This is a genomic window from Aeromonas sp. AE23HZ002T15 (genome assembly GCF_054165525.2).
This window is the reverse complement of sequence record NZ_CM201342.1, coordinates 3,216,632-3,233,792: the sequence shown is the minus strand read 5'-3', so window position 1 is coordinate 3,233,792 and position 17,161 is coordinate 3,216,632. Positions and strand designations below refer to the sequence as shown.

Here is a 17,161-nt window from a genome sequence, read left to right as displayed (position 1 = left end):
GTCAGAGCTGCAACGGCAGTTGCCGGTAGCCCATCTCGTAGAGGGTGAAGGCATAGAGATCCGCGCTCTGCTCGATGAGCTTGGTGACCGGCGTGCCCGCCCCGTGCCCCGCATTGGTCTCGATGCGAATGAGCTGGGGATGAGGGCCCTCGTTGTCCGCCTGCAGGGTGGCGGCGAACTTGAAGGAGTGGGCCGGCACCACACGATCGTCGTGATCCGCCGTGGTTATCAGGGTCGAGGGATAGCTCACCCCTTCGCGCAGGTTGTGCAGCGGCGAGTAGCCCTTCAGATACTCGAACATGGCCTCGCTGTCGTCGCTGGTGCCGTAGTCATAGGCCCAGCCCGCCCCGGCGGTAAAGGTGTGATAGCGCAGCATGTCGAGCACCCCCACCGCCGGCAGGGCGACCCGCATCAGATCCGGGCGCTGGGTCATGACGGCCCCCACCAGCAGACCGCCGTTGGAGCCGCCGCGCACCGCCAGCTTGTCGGTGCTGGTGTAGCCTTCTGCCTTCAGGTACTCGGCCGCTGCGATAAAGTCGTCGAACACGTTCTGCTTGTTCATCTGGGTGCCCGCCAGGTGCCAGGCCTGGCCATACTCGCCGCCCCCGCGCAGGTTCGCCACCGCGTAGACGCCCCCCAGATCCAGCCAGTTTGCCACCGACACGCTGAAGCTCGGGGTCAGACTGACATCGAAGCCGCCGTAGCCATAGAGGATGGTGGGATTGCTGCCATCGAATTTCAGCCCCTTGCGATAGCTGATGATGAGCGGCACCCGGGTGCCGTCCTTGCTCTGGTAGAAGCGCTGCTCCGAGACATAATCCGCGGGATTGAACGGCGCCGCCGAGGCGCGGTAGAGGCTGATGTCGCCGCTCCTGGGGGCCAGCCGATAGAGAGTCGGCGGCTGGGCATAGTTCTCGAAGCCGAAGTAGATCTCGGGATCATCGTGCTTGCCGTTGAAACCGCTGACGCTGCCGGGGCCAGGCAGTGCAATGTCCCGCACCTTGTTGCCATCATAGTCGAACTGCTCGACCCGGGCGGTGGCATCCACCATATATTCCGCGAACAGATAGCCGGCGCCGCTATGTACCGTCAGCACCTGAGGGCGCTCGGGGATGAGATCGCGCCAGTGTTGGGGGCCAGGTTCACTCGCATCCACCGTCACCAGCCGACCGTTGGGGGCGCCGCGATTGGTCTGCAAGAACAGGGTGCTGCCCTTGTTGTCCACCAGGCTGACATCCGCATCCAGATCCCCCTGCACCGTCAACAGGGGCGCATTGTCCTGAGTCAGATCCTTCACATAGAGGCGGTTGCCCGAGGTGGAGTTCGCCGCCGAGATAAGCAGGTAGCGATCATCCTCTGTGACGCTGGCCCCCACGTAGCGGTGTTTCTGGGCCGGGATGGCGCCAAACACCAGCCGATCGTCCTCTTGCGCCGTGCCGAGGCGGTGGAAGTAGACCTTGTGCTGATCCGTCTTGGCCGACAGCTCGCTGCCATCCGGCTTGTCATAGCTCGAGTAGAAGAAGCCCTCGTTGCCAAGCCAGCTGATGCCGCTGAACTTCACGTCCTTGAGGGGTGCCTCCAGGGGCTGCCTGCTCTCCACATCCATCAGGTGGATCTCTCGCCAGTCGCTGCCAGCCAGGGACAAGGAGTAGGCCAGCCGCTTGCCGTCCCGGGAGAAACTTAGCTGATCCAGCGCCGTGGTGCCATCGGGGCTGAGGGTATTGGGATCGAGGAACACCTCGGCGGGCTTGCCCGGCGCCTGACGCCACAGCACGTTCTGGTTTTGCAGGCCGTCGTTCTTGAAGAAGTAGTGGTAGCGTCCCTCGCGAAACGGCGCCCCCTCCTTGGCATAGTTCCAGGAGGCGGCGAGCTTGCTCTTTATCGCCTCCCGAAACGGGATCCTGGCCAGGTAATCCTGGGTCACGGCGTTCTGTGCCCTGACCCAGGCCTCGGTCTCGGGGCTGCGGTCGTCCTCCAGCCAGCGATAGGGGTCGGCCACGGCCTGACCGAAGTAGTGATCCACCTGCTCGCCCTGGCGGGTGATGGGGTAATGAAGGCGCGTTTTCCCTGACATGGCATCCTCTTGAGTTGAGTGACCACTGCAGGCACCGAGCAATGTCAGGGCCAGCAGACAGACAATGGATCGCATCGAGGCAACTCCCTGCGGTTCGAATGAAGCAGGCAGGTTAGCAAAGAGTGGCATGGCCCCCAACCCCCCAGGGGAGACCTGACTCAGGCGAGCACGTCCCCGTGCCAGAGCGGCCCCTTGCCATAGCCATCTTTTCGCTTAAGTTTGCCGCTTTATTTTGTTTGTTATCCGGCACTTGGGTCACAGGATGGCATAACCGACCAGCCCAGACGACCCGCTCAGGATAATCCATGCCCTATAGCTATCTCTCCCATTTGCGTTGCAGCAAGACAGGCGAAATCCATGATGCCGACCAGCCCCAGCAACTGAGCCGGGTCGGGGCGCCACTGCTGGCCAGCTATGATCTCGAGGCCCTGAAGAAGGACTGGCACCCTGCGGCCCTGCTGGGTCGTCCCGCCAGCCTGTGGCGTTATCATGAGCTGCTGCCGGTGCGCGATCCCGCCCAGGTGGTGACGCTTGGGGAAGGCTTCACCCCGCTGTTGCCCCTGCCGAAACTCGGCAAGCAGATAGGCATTCCGGATCTCTGGATGAAGGATGAGAGCATCATCCCCACCGGCTCCTTCAAGGCCCGTGGTGCCGCGGTCGGCCTCTCCCGAGCCCGCGAGCTCGGCATCGCCCATTTCGCCATGCCCACCAACGGCAATGCCGGCGCGGCCTGGGCGCTCTACGGTGCCCGCGCCGGCCTGCGCAGCACCATAGTCATGCCCCAGGCGGCGCCCGCCATCACCAGGCTGGAGACTTCCCTCGCCGGTGCCCGCCTCTATCTGGTGGACGGCCTCATCAGCGACGCCGGTCGCCAGGTGGCCCAGGCGGTGGCGGAGCAGTCCCTGTTCGATGCCTCCACCCTGAAGGAGCCCTATCGCATCGAGGGCAAGAAGACCATGGGGCTGGAGATAGCCGAGCAGTTCGGCTGGACCCTGCCGGACGTGATCCTCTACCCCACCGGCGGCGGCGTCGGCCTCATCGGCATCTACAAGGCGCTGCGAGAGTTGCAGGAGCTGGGCTGGGTCAAGGGTGACCTGCCCCGGCTGGTGGCGGTGCAGTCGAGCGGCTGCGCGCCCATAGTGCAGGCCTGGCAGCAAGGAGCGTCAGAATCGACCTTCTGGCCCGACTCCCAGACCCTGGCCTTTGGCATCAATGTACCCAAGGCGCTGGGGGACTTTCTGGTGCTCGACGCCCTCTATCGCACCGAGGGCTGCGCCATCGCGGTGGACGACAGGGCCATCCAGAACGAAATTCGCCAGCTCGCCTCCCAGGAAGGCAGCTTCGTCTGCCCGGAGGGGGCCGCCGCCTGCGCCGCCGCCCGCCAGCTGCGGGAATCGGGCTGGATAAAAGGAGGGGAGCGGGTGGTGGTGCTCAACACGGGCGCCGGCATCAAGTACCCGGACGCCATCACAGTCGTGCCCCAGCGCCTGCGCCGTGACGGGAGGATCCCCGCATGACCTTCGACTGGGCCTTTATCGTCGCCACCCTGCCCGCCTTCGGCAAATCGGTCTGGGTCACCCTGCAGCTCGGCGCCATCGTCATCACGACCTCCCTCGCGGTGGCCCTGCTCAACGTAGCGTTGCTCGGCCTGCACAGGCCCTGGCTGACCGCGGTGATCCGCGGCTATGTGGAGCTGGCCCGCAACACGCCGCTGCTGATCCAGCTGTTCTTCCTCTACTTCGGGCTGCCGGCCCTGGGGCTGTCCCTGTCGGGTTTCACCACGGCGGTGATCGCCATGACCTTCCTCGGCGGCGGCTACCTGACCGAGGCGTTGCGGGCCGGGGTGGCGGCGGTACCTCACAGCCAGCTGGAGGCGGGCCAGGCCATCGGCCTCTCCCGCTGGCAACTGCTGCGCCACGTGCAGCTGCCCCAGGCCTGGCTCGCCAGCCTGCCGGCGCTCTTTGCCAACTTCATCTTCCTGCTCAAAGAGACCACGGTCGCCTCGGCGGTGGCGGTGCCTGAGCTGCTCTACACCACCAAGAACTACATCGCCCTCTACTACAAGACCTACGAGATGCTGGCGGTGCTGACCCTGATGTGTGTGCTCATCTTTCTGCCACTGTCGCTGGCCCTGCGGGCCCTGGAGAGGAGGCTGCAATATGGTCAATTCGGTCACTGAGTCGCTGATGCAGTCGCGGCTCCCCATGTGGGCATGGATCTTTATGCCGCAGCCGTCACCTGCCCTACACGTATTGGAAGGGAGGGATGAGTATGGCCACCCCGGTTTCTGAGTTGCTGAGCCAGGCCCTGCCCCTGCTGGCCATTGGTGCGGGCCAGACCCTCGCCATCTCGTTGCTCGCCATCCTGTTCGCCACCTTAGGGGGCCTCGGCTACGGCGTGCTGGCCCAGCAGGGCGGCCGCCTGACCCAGGGCGTACTGCGGCTGTATCTGGAGCTGTTTCGGGTGGTGCCCGTGCTGGTGTGGCTCTATCTGTTCTTCTTCGGGCTGCCCATCGTCTTTGGCCTCGATATCCCGGCCTTCTGGTGCGCCGTGCTGGTGCTCTCCCTCTGGGGCGCGAGCGAGGTGGGGGAAGTGGTGCGCGGCGGCCTGGGGTCCCTGGCCCGTGGTCAGCAGGAGGCCGGCCTGGCGCTAGGCCTCTCCCGCTGGCAGCTCTATCGCCACGTGCTGCTGCCCCAGGCGCTGCAACGGCTGACGCCGCCCACCATCAACATCCACACCCGCATCATCAAGACCAGCTCGCTGGCGGTGCTGATCGGGGTGGTGGAGGTGATCAAGGTGGGCCAGCAGATCATCGAGCGCACCTATGCCTCGCTGCTCATCTACGGCCTGCTGTTTCTGTTCTTCTTTCTGGTCTGCTATCCGCTCTCGCTCGCCTCGCGCCGGCTCGAGCAAAAATGGGGTAATGCGGTATGACGCCTCTGCTTGAACTCAATGCCGTCAGCAAACAATTCGGTCAGAACCGGGTACTGGACGGGGTCAGCCTCGCCGTGAACACCGGGGAGGTGATAGTCATCCTGGGGCCAAGCGGCTGCGGCAAGAGCACCTTGCTGCGCACCCTGAACGGGCTCGAACCCATTCAGGGCGGCGAGATCCGCTTCGATGGCCAGCCGCTGGATGCCGCGACCGACTGGCAGCGCGTGCGCCAGCGCATCGGCATGGTGTTCCAGAGCTATCACCTGTTCCCGAACCTGACCGTGCTGGAGAACGTGCTGCTCGGGCCCCTTCAGGTGCAAAAACGGGAGCGGGCCGAGGCCCTGCTGCAGGCGGAGCAGTTGTTGACCCGGGTGGGCCTCTGGGAGAAGCGCCACGCCTATCCGCGCGAGATCTCCGGCGGCCAGCAGCAGCGCATCGCCATAGTGCGGGCCCTGTGCATGAACCCCCAGGTGATGTTGTTCGACGAGGTCACCGCCGCCCTCGACCCCGAGATGGTGCAGGAGGTGCTGGAGGTGATCCGGGATCTCGCCGGCAGCGGCATGACGCTGCTCATCGTCACCCACGAGCTGGCGTTCGCCCAGGCGGTGGCGGATCGCATCGTCTTCATGGAGGAGGGCCACATCCTGGAGCAGGCCAGCCCCCGCCAGTTTTTCGATAACCCCAGGAGCCAGCGTGCGCGCCAGTTCCTCGCCAAGTTTTCTTATACCCATGTCATCAAACGAAAGGAGTCAGCATGAAGAAAATTACCTCGGTACTGTTTAGCGCCCTCATCGGCCTGGGCATCGCCAGCGGCGCCGCCCAGGCGGCGGACGGTTCCCTCGACAAGATCAAGGCCCGCGACAAGCTCATCGTCGGGGTCTTCACCGACAAGCCCCCCTTCGGCTTCGTGGACGAGAAGGGGAAATACGTGGGCTTCGACACCGATCTCGGCCGCCGTTTCGCCAAGGATCTGCTGGGGGACGAGAACAAGATTGAATTCGTGGCGGTCGAGCCCGCCAGCCGCATCCCCTTCCTGCAGAGCGACAAGGTGGATCTCATCCTCGCCAACATGACGGTGACCCCGGAGCGGCGCGAGGTGGTGGACTTCACCAACCCAAACCTGAGGGTGGCGGTGCAGGTGCTGGTGCCGGAGAAGAGCGCCGCCAAGGGGCTGAACGATCTCGCGGACAAGACCCTGATCGTCACCACCGGCACCACCGCCGACATCTGGTTGACCCGCAATCACCCGGACTGGAAGGTACTCAAGTTCGAGAAGAACTCCGAATCCCTGCAGGCCCTGGCCCAGGGCCGTGGCGATGCCTACGCCCAGGACAACCTGGTGCTGTTCAGCTGGGCCAAGGAGAATCCGGGTTATCGCGTGCTGCCCCAGAAGCTGGGTTCGGAAGACCCGATCGCCCCGGCGGTGAAGAAGGGCAATATCGAGCTGCGTGATTGGGTCAACGACCGTCTCGCCAAGCTGGGGGAGGAGAAATACCTGCTCAAGCTCTACGACCAGTACGTGCGTGAGAAGCTGAGCGCCGATACAGATCCCAACGACGTGATAGTGGAAGGAGGCAAGTGGCAGGGTTGATCCCCGCCGTCCCGAAGAAGTGCTGAGTGTGTGTGATCCTTGGTTCCGTTGGTCCGCAAACCGCAAGGTTTGGTTTTGCAGGCGTCCCCCCTTGGGTGACGCCTTTTTTATTGACGGGATCATCAGTCTCAGATGAGAGCCTCCTGACGCCTCCTGACAAGTTGCGTATACTGGCGCCTCTTGGCACATGAGGAGATGAGAGCATGGCAAGCGATTGGGATGGAATTCTGGCGGGTGGCCCCCTCACCCAGACCGAGGAGATAGCCAACGACCGCATCCGCGGCCAGGCACTGCTGGCACAGTTCAACGCCTCTCCCTCCGGGGATCACCTCCTGCGCCAGCGCCTGTGTGGCGAGCTGTTCGGCCACTGCCCGGACTCCTGCTGGATCAGCACCCCCTTCACCTGCGAATTTGGCCGCAACATCCACATCGGCGAGAAGACCTTCTTCAACTTCAACGTCACCATACTGGACGTGGGTGAGGTGCACATAGGCAACAACGTCTTGCTGGCCCCCAATGTGCAGATCTACACAGCCACCCACAGCCTGAACCACCTGGAGCGCCGCAACTGGACCGCCTACAACAAGCCGGTGCGCATCGGCGATGACTGCTGGATTGGCGGCGGCGCCATCATCTGCCCAGGCGTCACCATAGGGCCGAGATCCATCATAGGGGCCGGTGCCGTGGTGACCCGCGACATCCCGGCCGATTCCCTGGCCGTCGGCAACCCGGCCAGGGTCATCCGCACCCTGAGCCCGGACGAGCCGCGGGATCCGGAGATCATGCAGTGAATCGGCTGCGCAGCCCCCTCGCCATGGGCACCTCTGCCGGCCTCAGCCAGCCCCCGAGTGCCCACAAACCAGAGGAGCAAGTCTTATGATCTGGCTCGCCCTGTTGCCCCTGCTGTGGGGCGGCTGGCTCGGCATGGTGGACGCCAACTGGTGGCCACTGGCCCTTATCACCACCATGAGCCTGTTGACGGCCCTGGCCTACGCCCACGACAAACGCCAGGCCGTGCGTGGCGGTTGGCGCGTGCCGGAAGCCCGCCTGCATCTGCTGGAACTGCTCGGCGGCTGGCCCGGCGCCTTGGTCGCCCGCCACTGGCTGCGCCACAAGACCCAGAAGGGGAGCTATCGGCTGGTATTCTGGTTTATCGTGTTGCTGCATTTGACCCTCTGGGGACTCTGGGTCGGCAGGCCGCTCTGGCAGGGAGCCTGAACCGGCGCCTGGACGGGTATTGCCGCCCGCCGGCGGCTGTGAGACAACGATAGCCAGCGAGATGGATCCTCTCGTTTATGCATCGGCAAGGAGTCGTGTATGACCATGTGGACAGGCATAGTCCTGATCGTTTTTATCAGCGTGCTGTTCGGCTACCTCGGCAAGCGCGCCCGCTATCAGCTGGGGGATGCTCGCATCACCGACCGCCTCGGCAAGCAGGACATGATCATCAGGGAGCTGCAGGAGCGGGTCGCCAACCTGGAGGCCATAGTGCTCGAGCAGGAGAAGCGCAAACCGTTCAGGGATCTGTGAACCCGGCGAGGCAGCAATCGAAACGGCAACCAGGGTTGCCGTTTTTGCTAATAATCTTATGGGTATTTCATTAACCTCTCAGCTTCAAAGCCCAAATATTAATCATGGTCTATCATCCGCCAATACTTTCTTTTATCCAGCGATATAATTTAATTGTGAATGCGCCTGGCAATTGTGCTACAAAGCCATAGAGCATTGCACATATTGCAATAACCCAAGAGTTCGTAATGAACATTGGAAGGATAATCAGAATTCCTACACCGATCACAACACCAATGAATGCAGCTTGATTTTGTGGGACACCGAGAGTTTGGTTCTGTGGGGCTTGAAATTTCAACTTAACCCCTTTTATTGCTACAGACAACCAAATGTTCGGCATGTCAAGTGTATTGGCAGAGTTAAGATAGGTAATCCGAATGGATTGTCCCCTATTGAAAACCGGTATAATATATTCACGTTGCCCACTATAAAGCGCGATTTGATTAGTGCTATACATCTCCCCATCTTTAACAAATATCTGAGCTTTATATTTATCTGAAAACTCTAATGGATTAGGTGTATCAACGATCTGAGTTTGTTCATTCATTAACAGTGTATCACTTGTATAAGTACGAACAATTACATTTTCATAATCATTAAAGCTTTCATTTTTCATTTCTATAGTTGATAGGTATAAATTTTTTACTTCATTTCCATTCCACGTTACTATAACCTTTCCGAAGACCATATCCTCAGAAGAAACACCAACTCTATTGTGGGTCACAGAGTAAGAGAAAATCCCTCGCCTATTTAATGCTCTTTGTGTAAACCAGGCTGTAAATACCCCCCCTATACAGCCCGCAACCCCACCTGCAATGAGATTAATATATTTAACTTGAAGTAACTGTGTTAATAATTCTTCCATACTGTCTCGCTAATTTCAGCTGCTTATCATTGACGTGCCATTTTTCAATGTGAAAGTCTATTAAAAATTATAACCATACACACGTTTAATCGGCCCCCACTAAATGTAAAAACATTAACATTCGTTGACGTGTATAGCTAATGCTTGCATCCAAATTGATTACAAAATTAAATAATAACTGGGGTTACTGCTTTTCGCTCTAAAGCGGATTCGGGTTAGCGCGACACCGACGAGGACAAATGTTGCATCGCCTCTGCCAGCGCTGCCTGATCCCTTTCCTGCAGGGCATCGACGACCCCCTGCCGATCCGCCGCCTCCTTGTTCTGACTCAACTTGAACTTGCCCACCAGCCCGGTTATCTCGATTTCGATGCCGACCACAGCCGCCACCATGGCCTCGAGATAGTCTCGCGGCGCGTCCGCCATCTTCCAGGGGCTAGGCTCGGCGGCCTCGTGAACCCTCGTCAGGCTCGCCAGCAGACGGCGCACGAAGCGGGCATCGTCCCGCACCCTAATGCGGCCATGGGCGTGTACCACGGCGTAGTTCCAGGTCGGCACCTGTTTGTGGTGCTCCTGCTTGCTCGGATACCAGTTCGGGGAGACATATGCATCGGCGGCCTTGAAGATCACCAGCACCTCCTGGCCATCCGTCACCGCCTGCCAGAGCGGGTTGTTGCGAGCCACATGAGCGCGCAGGACGCCATGTTCCCCTTCCCCTGCATCGAATTCGAACGGCAGGTGATTAGCATCCAGCCCCCCTTCCCCATGAGTGATCAGGGCCCCCAGCGGATGGGCCCGCATCAGCGCGTGCAGCGCCTCGGGATCGGTGACGGCGAAGTGGGTTGGCAGATACATAGGAACTCCTTGATGGATGGCGGTGCGTCCGTGCACCTGCCCATTCTCACGCAATCGGGGTCGGCAGGCGATGACACAGAAATAAAAAAGAGGGCCAAGGCCCTCTTCGTTGCATTCAGCCCGGCAATCAGCCGCGCTTGGCCAGCCAGGCTTCGGCGGCGACCAGGGCGCCTTCGATCTGCTCCCGGGCGACGCCGCCCTTGGCGACCCGCTTGGCCAGGGTCGCCTCCAGCTCCAGGTTCGGATAGACGTCCTCTCCCACCACGGGGCTGAAGCGCTGGAACTCAGAGATGGAAAGCTCCTCCAATGGCTTCTTCACCCCGATCGCGTAGACCACCGTCTCGCCGACGATATGGTGCGCCTCGCGGAAGGGGATGCCCTTGGCGACGAGATAATCTGCCAGCTCGGTGGCGTTGGCGTAGCCACCCTGGGCCGCGGCCATGGTGCGCTCGCCATTCACTTTCAGATCGATCAGCACCAGCGCCGCCATGTCCAGGCAGTCGTGCCAGGTGTCGAGGGCGTCGAACAGCCCCTCCTTGTCTTCCTGCATGTCCTTGTTGTAGGCGAGCGGCAGCGCCTTGAGGCTCATCAGCATGCCCATCTGGGCACCGACCACCCGGCCGGTCTTGCCACGGATGAGTTCCAGCGCATCCGGGTTCTTCTTCTGGGGCATCAGGGAGGAACCCGAGGTGACCGCATCGGACAACTCGACGAAGCCCGCCTCGCCGGTGTTGTAGAAGATAAGATCCTCAGCGAAGCGGGACAGGTGTGCCATGGAGAGGGACGCCACGTGCATCAGCTCCACCACGTGATCCCGGTCCGACACCGAATCCAGGCTGTTGCGGGTAGCGCCGCTAAAGCCCATGTCCAGCGCCAGCGCCTCCCGGTCGATGGCGTAGGCGGTACCCGCCAGGGCGCCGCAACCGAGGGGGCTGGTATCGAGGCGCCTGAGCGCATCCTGCAGACGGGAATAGTCCCGCTCTAGCATCTCCACATAGGCCAGGGCCCAGTGGGCGTAGGTGACCGGCTGGGCACGCTGCAAATGGGTGTAGCCGGGCAACACGGCGGCCTGATTGGCACGGGCCGACGCCACCAACCCCTGCTGCAGCCCTGTGATGGAGGCGAGCAGCAGCTCCCCTTGGGCCTTACACCAGAGCTTCAAGTCGGTGGCGACCTGATCGTTGCGCGAACGGCCGGTGTGCAACTTCTTGCCGAGGGTCCCCACGGCGTCGATCAGCTTGCCTTCGACCCAGGAGTGGATGTCTTCGGCATCCGAGCTCAGGATCTGCTGGGGATCCTGCTGCACCGAGGCCAGCAGCACTTCCATCGCCTGTTGCAGCTGTGCCTGCTCATCGCCGGTCAAGACGCCGACCTTGACCAGGGCGCGGGCCCAGGCCATGGAGCCCTGGATATCCTGCTCCGCCAGGCGGTAATCGAAGCGCAACGAGTCGTTGAATTGCTTGAATCTGCTGTCTGCGCCCTGACTGAAGCGTCCACCCCAAAGTGCCATACTGCTCTCCTTGAATACGTTGCCGGCGGCGCCTTGCGCCTGCCGCACTGGCGCGGCCCCTGGCCTGCGCGCTGAAATCTTGCCTTGCTTGGCTGCGAGTCTCTCGTCTGACAGAGACTTATCTCACAGCCGCGGCCAAGGCGCTGCCGCTTTCGTCACATACCGCCGCTTATAAGTGAGGGGGCCAAGCCGCCATCTATAAACGAGGGGGCAAAGCCCCCTCACCGGTGTTAGCGGGTAAAACCAATACATCAGCCGTGGGTATGATCGCCGCCGATGGCCTGATGTTGCTCCTTCATGGCGCGGATCCGGCTGGCCAGGGTGTAGAGGCGGATGAAGCCTTCTGCGTGGCTCTGGTCGTACACCTCGTCGGCGCCGAAGGTGGCGAAGTCTTCGGAGTAGAGGCTGTTCGGCGACTTCTTCTGCACCGCGGTGACCTGACCCTTGTACATCTTCAGCACCACTTCGCCGTCGAGATCCTCGGCGATGGCGTCAGCAGAGGCTTTGATCGCCTTGCACAGCGGGGTGAACCAGCGACCGTCATAGACCAGGTGGGAGAACTCGGCACCGAGTTTTTCCCGCCAGGCGCGGGTCGGACGATCCAGCACCAGCTCTTCCACGGCGCGCAGCGCGGCGACCATGACGGTACCACCCGGGGTCTCGTAGCAGCCGCGGGACTTCATGCCCACCATGCGGTTCTCGGTGATGTCGATGCGGCCGACGCCGTGCTTGCCGGCACGCTCGTTCAGGGTCATCAGGATCTGATGCGGGCTGAGCGGCTGGTCGTCGACCGCGACCACTTCGCCTTGGGCCACGGTCAGCTTGACGTATTCCGGCTCGTTCGGTGCCTGCTCGGCGGAGACGGTCCACTGCCAGACCGCTTCGGACGGCTCGTTCCAGGTGCTCTCCAGCTCGCCACCCTCGGTGGAGATGTGCCAAGCGTTCGCATCGCGGCTGTAGATCTTCTTCAGGGTCGCCTTGCAGGGGATGTCGCGGGCTTCCAGATAGGCCAGCAGATCCTCACGGGAGCGCATGTCCCACAGACGCCAGGGGGCGATCACCTTCAGTTGTGGCGCCAGGGCGGCCACGGCCCCTTCGAAACGCACCTGATCGTTGCCCTTGCCGGTGCAACCGTGGGAGATGGCGTCGGCGCCTTCCGCCAGGGCCGCTTCCACCATGGCCTTGGCGATGATGGGACGGGCCATGGAGGTGCCCAGCAGATAGGTGCCTTCGTAGACGGCCCCTGTCTTCAGGGTCGGGTAGACGTACTCTTTGACGAACTCTTCGCGCAGGTCTTTGACGATGCACTTGGTGGCGCCGGAGGCGATGGCCTTCTGCTCGATCCCTTCCAGATCGTCGCGCTCCTGGCCGACGTCGGCGACGAAGGCGACGATTTCCGCGTCATAGTTCTCCTTCAGCCAGGGAATGATGGCCGAGGTATCCAGTCCGCCCGAGTAAGCCAGTACGATCTTGTTGATTCCGCTCATTTACTTCTCTCCATGATGATTCGATAAGGTGTTTGATTCAGGGTCGGTTGTCGCGTCACTTGTGCCCGAGCAGGGTCAGCAGCACGGCGTTCTGGATATGCATCCGGTTTTCTGCCTCATCCAGGATGAGGGAGGCTGGGCCGTCCATGACCTCCGAGGTGATCTCCAGCTCCCGGTGCGCCGGCTGGCAGTGCAGCACGTGCTGGATGCCGGTCCGGTCGAGCAGGGCCTGGTTGATCTGATAAGGCATAAAGATATCTTTTACCTGCTCCATTGGCGTGTTGTCACCCATGGAGACCCAGGTGTCGGTATAAACCACGTCGAAGCCCTCGATGGCGCCCACGTCATCGCTGATATGGATGTGCGCGCCGGACTGGGCCGCCAGGGCCTGGGCCTGCAGGAAGATCTGGGTGTCCGGGCCGTGACCCTTCGGGCAGACCAGGGTCACGTCTGTGCCGAGCGTCGCCCCCAGCAGCAGCAGGGAGTGGCTGACGTTGTTGCCATCGCCAAGGTAGGCGAGCTTCACCTTTGACAGATCGGCGTAGTGTTCAGCAATGGTCATAAAGTCCGCCAGCCCCTGGCAGGGGTGGTAGAGGTTGCACAGGCTGTTCACCACAGGCACGCTGCCGTGCTCCGCCAACCCCACCAGGGTTTGGTGATCGAACACCCGCGCGACTATGGCGTCACACCAGCGGGACAGGTTGGCGGCGAAGTCCTGCACCGATTCCCGCTTGCCGAGCGCCCCGTTCTGCTGATCCAGATAGACGCTGTGACCGCCGAGGCGGGCGATGCCGATGTCGAAGGTGACCCGGGTGCGCAGGGACGGCTTCTCGAACAGGGTCACCACGCTCTTGCCTGCCAGGGCCTGGCCGTACTTCTTCGGGTCGGCCTTGACCGATTTGCCCAGCGCGATCAGCGCCTCGATCTGGGCCTTGTTTAAGTCGCTGTCTTTCAGAAGATGTTGCATCGGATTGTCCTTTTCCCGGTGAATGTCAGAGGCAGACTTGAGTGCCGACGGCGCCGCCGGCCAGCAGCTTGAGCAGCTGATCCGGGTAGCGCCAGCTCGCGACACAGACCGGTTTGCCCAGGGTCTCGGCGGCGTGCAGGGCCGCCTTCACCTTGACCGCCATGCCGTCGCGGATGACCCCCTTCTCCATCAGATCCAGGGCGCTCTGCTTGTCCAGCTGCGGCACCAGCTTGCCCTTGCCATCCAGGATGCCGCTCACGTCGGACAGCATCACCAGATCGGCACCGAGTGCCTCGGCGATGGCAGTGGCCGCCTGATCCGCGTTGACGTTCATCAGCTGGCCCTCGGCGGTGATGCCGATGGAGCTCACCACAGGCAGGAAGTTCTGCCCCAGGATCCCTTGCACCAGGGCCGGGTTGCCCGGCTGGCAGTCACCGACCGCGCCGAGATCCGGGTCGAGCTGGGTCACCTGACAGAGGCCGCCATCGGCGAGGCAGAGCCCCACCGCCGGAGTGCCGGTGGCGATGGCCTTGGCCATCATCATCTTGTTCGCCGTGCCCGCCAGGGCGCCGGCAATAAAGGGGATCTGGTCGAACGGGGTGACCCGCAGGCCGTTCTTCTTGGTGGAGGTGAGACCCAGCCCCTTGAGCAGGTCGTCCACCAGGCAGCCGCCGCCGTGCACCAGCACCAGGGGTTTGTGTTGCTCGTTCAGGAATGTCTTCAGGGTGGCGAACAGGGCAGTCAGCGCCTCGTCATTCTCGATAAGCGCCCCACCCAACTTGATAACCAGTGTCTGCTTGTCCATGTCTCAATCCTTCCTTAAATCAGGCCGGTGGCCGGTTCAAATCCAAATTTGATATTTATGCACTGCATGGCCTGGGAGGCGGCGCCCTTGAGCAGGTTGTCGATGGCGGAGACCACCACCAGCATGTTGCCCTGCTGCTGCCAGGCGAGGTCGCAGTATGGGGTGCCTGCCACCCCGCGGATGGAGGGCATCTGGCCGGTGAGGCGCACCAGGGGCTTGCCCTCATAGGCCTTGAGATAGGCCTGATCCACCTGGACCTGAGTCACGCCGTCCGCCAGCTGCACATAGATGGTGGCCAGGATGCCACGCACATAGTTGCCGAGGTGGGGCTGGAACAGCACCCCCTTGCCGAGGTGGTGGCTGATCTCCGGCTGGTGTCTGTGATTGAAGGTGCCGTAAGGGTTCAGGCTCACCTCGCAGAAACTGGTGTTGATGGCCGCCTTGCGACCGGCCCCGGAGACACCGGAGACCGCGTTGATGATGGGCTGCCACTCCCTGGCGATCAGGCCCGCCTGATGCAGCGGCTTGAGGGCGCAGAGGGACGCCGTCGGGTAGCAGCCCGGCACGGCGATGAGCTGGGCACTCTGGATGGCATCGGCGTTCCACTCCGCCAGACCGTAGACCGCCTGATCCAGCCACTGCTCGCTCTCGTGGGTGAAACCGTAGAAGGAGGAGTAGAACTGCTGATCCTTGACCCGGAAGGCGCCGGAGAGATCGAACACCGGCAGCCCCTTGGCCAGGAACTTGGGCGCGAGCTCGGCGCTCACCTCGTGGGCGGTGGCCAGCAGAACGAGATCGGCCTGGGTCAGGATCCGGGTCATACCATCCTCGTCCAGGGGCAGCAGGGGCTGATCCAGCGCACCGACCCACTGGGGATGGAGGGAGGAGAAGCGCTTGTGCGCGTCCTGGCTGCCGGCTGAGACATAGAGGCCGAACAGCTTGAGTTGTGGATGGTTCTGGACCAGTGCGGCCAGTTCGGCTCCCGCGTAGCCACTGGCACCGACGATAACGGTGTTAAGCATTGTTGAGTATTCCAAGTCTGGGTTTGAAGTTCACAGCGCGATGCTGTAGCGCAAAGGGTCAGCTATCGCCCCTTTGACACTCTGTGTGCGGAGGGGCAATTCAGGCGGGGTTGTGTCGTCGGTTACAGATCAGGTGACAGAACATTAACTTTCCCTTACAACTAGAAGCCTTGTCGATGAGCACTCGAAAAGAATATTCATGCACTCACTTTGCATTTGTATTTTCTAACAGAAAGATTCCGGGGACGCAAGGAGGAGCTGATGGCCAATCTGGATTTTTTTTCACTTTATAAGAATATTATTGCGATTCCCTCCATCAGCAGCACGGATCCCCGCTGGGATCAGAGCAACGAGGGGGTGATCCGTCTGCTGGCGGACTGGTTCGGTCAGCTGGGGTTTCATTGCGAGGTGACTGCCCTGCCGGATCTGCCCGGCAAGTTCAACCTGGTGGCGACGATCGGCCAGGGCGAGGGAGGCCTGTTGCTGGCGGGTCACACGGATACCGTGCCCTTTGATGAGGGCGCTTGGCGCAAGGATCCCTTCAAGGTGACCGAGGAGGACAACCGCCTCTATGGCCTGGGCACCATCGACATGAAGGGCTTCTTCGCCTTTATCGTGGAGGCGCTGAAAGATATAGATCTGACCACCCTCAACAAGCCCCTGCGCATCCTCGCCACCGCGGATGAGGAGACCACCATGGCGGGGGCCCGCGCCATCGCCGATGCGGCCGAGCTCAAGCCGGACTACGCCGTGATCGGCGAACCCACCGGCCTGGTGCCCGTGGTGGCCCACAAGGGACACATGTCCGAGGCGATCCGCATCACGGGCCGGAGCGGCCACAGCTCGGATCCTGCCAACGGGGTCAACGCCATGGAGATCATGCACAAGGCCATGGGGCAGGTGCTGAAGCTGCAGCAAGATCTGAAGGACAAATACGCGGATCATAGATTCGCCGTGCCCCAGCCGACCCTGAACCTGGGTTACATCCAGGGGGGGGACAGCCCGAACCGCATCTGCGGCTGCTGCGAGTTACACATCGATATGAGACCCACCCCGCAGGTGGGGCCGGACGAGCTGATGGGGATGCTCAAGGAGGCCCTCTCCCCCATCGAGATCCACCAGCCGGGCTGCCTGCACCTGCAGCACCTGCACGAGCCCATCCCCGCCTACGCCTGCAAGGATGACTCGGATCTGGTGCGGGAAGCTGAGTTGGCGAGCGGCCAGGCCGCGCAATCCGTGAACTATTGCACCGAGGCCCCCTTCATCCAGCTGCTCGGTTGTGAAACCATAGTGCTGGGCCCTGGCCATATCGCCCAGGCCCACCAGCCGGATGAGTATCTGGATCTGTCGTTTGTCAAACCGACCACGGCGGTATTGCAGCACCTGGTCCGGCGTTTCTGCATCTGACAGGGGCAGAATGTAAGTAAGTTACATGACATGCCGGGGCGGGACAGGTGAGGGAAATACATGTTCTGAATCGGCC

At 61.8% G+C, this 17,161-nt stretch carries 17 protein-coding genes; 9 read left to right on the top strand and 8 right to left on the bottom strand.

The window, feature by feature from the left end; genetic code table 11:
• Position 1: 1 nt before the first annotated feature.
• Positions 2-2,149, bottom strand: coding sequence for a prolyl oligopeptidase family serine peptidase (locus ACT5M9_RS15155; RefSeq protein WP_457982302.1), 2,148 nt, complete (start codon positions 2,147-2,149; stop codon positions 2-4).
• A gap of 230 nt (positions 2,150-2,379) precedes the next feature.
• On the opposite strand from ACT5M9_RS15155, the gene ACT5M9_RS15150 reads away from it, so the two are divergent.
• From ACT5M9_RS15150 to ACT5M9_RS15115, 8 genes are all read left to right on the top strand, one after another.
• The gene (locus tag ACT5M9_RS15150; RefSeq protein WP_457982300.1) at positions 2,380-3,591 is read left to right on the top strand and encodes a threonine synthase; all 1,212 of its coding nucleotides are present in this window, start codon (positions 2,380-2,382) and stop codon (positions 3,589-3,591) included.
• Positions 3,588-4,253, top strand: a complete 666-nt coding sequence (locus tag ACT5M9_RS15145; protein WP_457982299.1) for an amino acid ABC transporter permease — start codon at positions 3,588-3,590, stop codon at positions 4,251-4,253. Before ACT5M9_RS15150 ends, ACT5M9_RS15145 begins: the two co-directional genes overlap by 4 nt.
• Before the next feature lie 92 nt (positions 4,254-4,345).
• The gene (locus ACT5M9_RS15140) at positions 4,346-5,008 is read left to right on the top strand and encodes an amino acid ABC transporter permease (protein ID WP_457982444.1); all 663 of its coding nucleotides are present in this window, start codon (positions 4,346-4,348) and stop codon (positions 5,006-5,008) included.
• The gene (locus ACT5M9_RS15135; RefSeq protein WP_457982298.1) at positions 5,005-5,766 is read left to right on the top strand and encodes an amino acid ABC transporter ATP-binding protein; all 762 of its coding nucleotides are present in this window, start codon (positions 5,005-5,007) and stop codon (positions 5,764-5,766) included. The genes ACT5M9_RS15140 and ACT5M9_RS15135 overlap by 4 nt, the downstream gene beginning before the upstream one ends.
• Positions 5,763-6,599, top strand: coding sequence for a transporter substrate-binding domain-containing protein (locus ACT5M9_RS15130; protein WP_457982297.1), 837 nt, complete (start codon positions 5,763-5,765; stop codon positions 6,597-6,599). The genes ACT5M9_RS15135 and ACT5M9_RS15130 overlap by 4 nt, the downstream gene beginning before the upstream one ends.
• Before the next feature lie 203 nt (positions 6,600-6,802).
• Positions 6,803-7,390, top strand: coding sequence for a sugar O-acetyltransferase (locus tag ACT5M9_RS15125; protein ID WP_457982295.1), 588 nt, complete (start codon positions 6,803-6,805; stop codon positions 7,388-7,390).
• 85 nt (positions 7,391-7,475) lie between these two features.
• Positions 7,476-7,817 (top strand): DUF1294 domain-containing protein, encoded by a 342-nt coding sequence (locus tag ACT5M9_RS15120; protein ID WP_457982294.1) that lies wholly within the window; start codon positions 7,476-7,478, stop codon positions 7,815-7,817.
• Between the two features lie 99 nt (positions 7,818-7,916).
• On the top strand, positions 7,917-8,129 hold the full coding sequence (locus ACT5M9_RS15115; RefSeq protein ID WP_457982293.1) for a hypothetical protein: 213 nt from the start codon (positions 7,917-7,919) through the stop codon (positions 8,127-8,129).
• 112 nt (positions 8,130-8,241) lie between these two features.
• On the opposite strand, the gene ACT5M9_RS15110 is transcribed toward ACT5M9_RS15115, so the two are convergent.
• The 7 genes from ACT5M9_RS15110 to argC all read right to left on the bottom strand — a co-directional run bounded on the left by ACT5M9_RS15110 (position 8,242) and on the right by argC (position 15,678).
• Complete coding sequence (locus ACT5M9_RS15110; protein ID WP_457982291.1) at positions 8,242-9,033, bottom strand: hypothetical protein; 792 nt, start codon at positions 9,031-9,033, stop codon at positions 8,242-8,244.
• A gap of 215 nt (positions 9,034-9,248) precedes the next feature.
• Complete coding sequence (locus ACT5M9_RS15105) at positions 9,249-9,887, bottom strand: FMN-binding negative transcriptional regulator (RefSeq protein WP_457982290.1); 639 nt, start codon at positions 9,885-9,887, stop codon at positions 9,249-9,251.
• A 127-nt stretch (positions 9,888-10,014) separates the two neighbouring features.
• Positions 10,015-11,397 carry an argininosuccinate lyase gene (gene argH, locus ACT5M9_RS15100; protein ID WP_457982288.1) on the bottom strand — a complete coding sequence of 461 codons (1,383 nt, stop codon included), beginning with the start codon at positions 11,395-11,397 and terminating at the stop codon, positions 10,015-10,017.
• Between the two features lie 251 nt (positions 11,398-11,648).
• The gene (locus tag ACT5M9_RS15095) at positions 11,649-12,884 is read right to left on the bottom strand and encodes an argininosuccinate synthase (protein WP_457982286.1); all 1,236 of its coding nucleotides are present in this window, start codon (positions 12,882-12,884) and stop codon (positions 11,649-11,651) included.
• 55 nt (positions 12,885-12,939) lie between these two features.
• Positions 12,940-13,851 (bottom strand): ornithine carbamoyltransferase, encoded by a 912-nt coding sequence (locus ACT5M9_RS15090; RefSeq protein WP_457982284.1) that lies wholly within the window; start codon positions 13,849-13,851, stop codon positions 12,940-12,942.
• Between the two features lie 25 nt (positions 13,852-13,876).
• A complete protein-coding gene (argB, locus tag ACT5M9_RS15085) occupies positions 13,877-14,656 on the bottom strand; it encodes an acetylglutamate kinase (RefSeq protein WP_457982283.1) in 780 nt (259 codons plus the stop codon).
• A 14-nt stretch (positions 14,657-14,670) separates the two neighbouring features.
• The gene (argC, locus tag ACT5M9_RS15080; RefSeq protein WP_457982282.1) at positions 14,671-15,678 is read right to left on the bottom strand and encodes an N-acetyl-gamma-glutamyl-phosphate reductase; all 1,008 of its coding nucleotides are present in this window, start codon (positions 15,676-15,678) and stop codon (positions 14,671-14,673) included.
• A gap of 261 nt (positions 15,679-15,939) precedes the next feature.
• Between argC and argE the strand changes: the two genes are divergently transcribed.
• Positions 15,940-17,085, top strand: coding sequence for an acetylornithine deacetylase (argE, locus tag ACT5M9_RS15075; protein ID WP_457982280.1), 1,146 nt, complete (start codon positions 15,940-15,942; stop codon positions 17,083-17,085).
• The last annotated feature ends 76 nt before the right edge of the window (positions 17,086-17,161 follow it).

What these genes read in the sequence shown, in the direction of transcription:
- ACT5M9_RS15105 (WP_457982290.1), bottom strand. Translation starts at nt 9,887, where the DNA reads ATGTATCTGCCAACCCACTTCGCCGTCACCGATCCCGAGGCGCTGCAC.
- argE (WP_457982280.1), top strand. Translation starts at nt 15,940, where the DNA reads ATGGCCAATCTGGATTTTTTTTCACTTTATAAGAATATTATTGCGATT.
- ACT5M9_RS15130 (WP_457982297.1), top strand. Translation starts at nt 5,763, where the DNA reads ATGAAGAAAATTACCTCGGTACTGTTTAGCGCCCTCATCGGCCTGGGC.
- argH (WP_457982288.1), bottom strand. Translation starts at nt 11,397, where the DNA reads ATGGCACTTTGGGGTGGACGCTTCAGTCAGGGCGCAGACAGCAGATTC.
- argC (WP_457982282.1), bottom strand. Translation starts at nt 15,678, where the DNA reads ATGCTTAACACCGTTATCGTCGGTGCCAGTGGCTACGCGGGAGCCGAA.
- ACT5M9_RS15120 (WP_457982294.1), top strand. Translation starts at nt 7,476, where the DNA reads ATGATCTGGCTCGCCCTGTTGCCCCTGCTGTGGGGCGGCTGGCTCGGC.
- ACT5M9_RS15115 (WP_457982293.1), top strand. Translation starts at nt 7,917, where the DNA reads ATGACCATGTGGACAGGCATAGTCCTGATCGTTTTTATCAGCGTGCTG.
- argB (WP_457982283.1), bottom strand. Translation starts at nt 14,656, where the DNA reads ATGGACAAGCAGACACTGGTTATCAAGTTGGGTGGGGCGCTTATCGAG.
- ACT5M9_RS15150 (WP_457982300.1), top strand. Translation starts at nt 2,380, where the DNA reads ATGCCCTATAGCTATCTCTCCCATTTGCGTTGCAGCAAGACAGGCGAA.
- ACT5M9_RS15090 (WP_457982284.1), bottom strand. Translation starts at nt 13,851, where the DNA reads ATGCAACATCTTCTGAAAGACAGCGACTTAAACAAGGCCCAGATCGAG.
- ACT5M9_RS15095 (WP_457982286.1), bottom strand. Translation starts at nt 12,884, where the DNA reads ATGAGCGGAATCAACAAGATCGTACTGGCTTACTCGGGCGGACTGGAT.
- ACT5M9_RS15155 (WP_457982302.1), bottom strand. Translation starts at nt 2,149, where the DNA reads ATGCGATCCATTGTCTGTCTGCTGGCCCTGACATTGCTCGGTGCCTGC.
- ACT5M9_RS15140 (WP_457982444.1), top strand. Translation starts at nt 4,346, where the DNA reads ATGGCCACCCCGGTTTCTGAGTTGCTGAGCCAGGCCCTGCCCCTGCTG.
- ACT5M9_RS15125 (WP_457982295.1), top strand. Translation starts at nt 6,803, where the DNA reads ATGGCAAGCGATTGGGATGGAATTCTGGCGGGTGGCCCCCTCACCCAG.
- ACT5M9_RS15135 (WP_457982298.1), top strand. Translation starts at nt 5,005, where the DNA reads ATGACGCCTCTGCTTGAACTCAATGCCGTCAGCAAACAATTCGGTCAG.
- ACT5M9_RS15145 (WP_457982299.1), top strand. Translation starts at nt 3,588, where the DNA reads ATGACCTTCGACTGGGCCTTTATCGTCGCCACCCTGCCCGCCTTCGGC.
- ACT5M9_RS15110 (WP_457982291.1), bottom strand. Translation starts at nt 9,033, where the DNA reads ATGGAAGAATTATTAACACAGTTACTTCAAGTTAAATATATTAATCTC.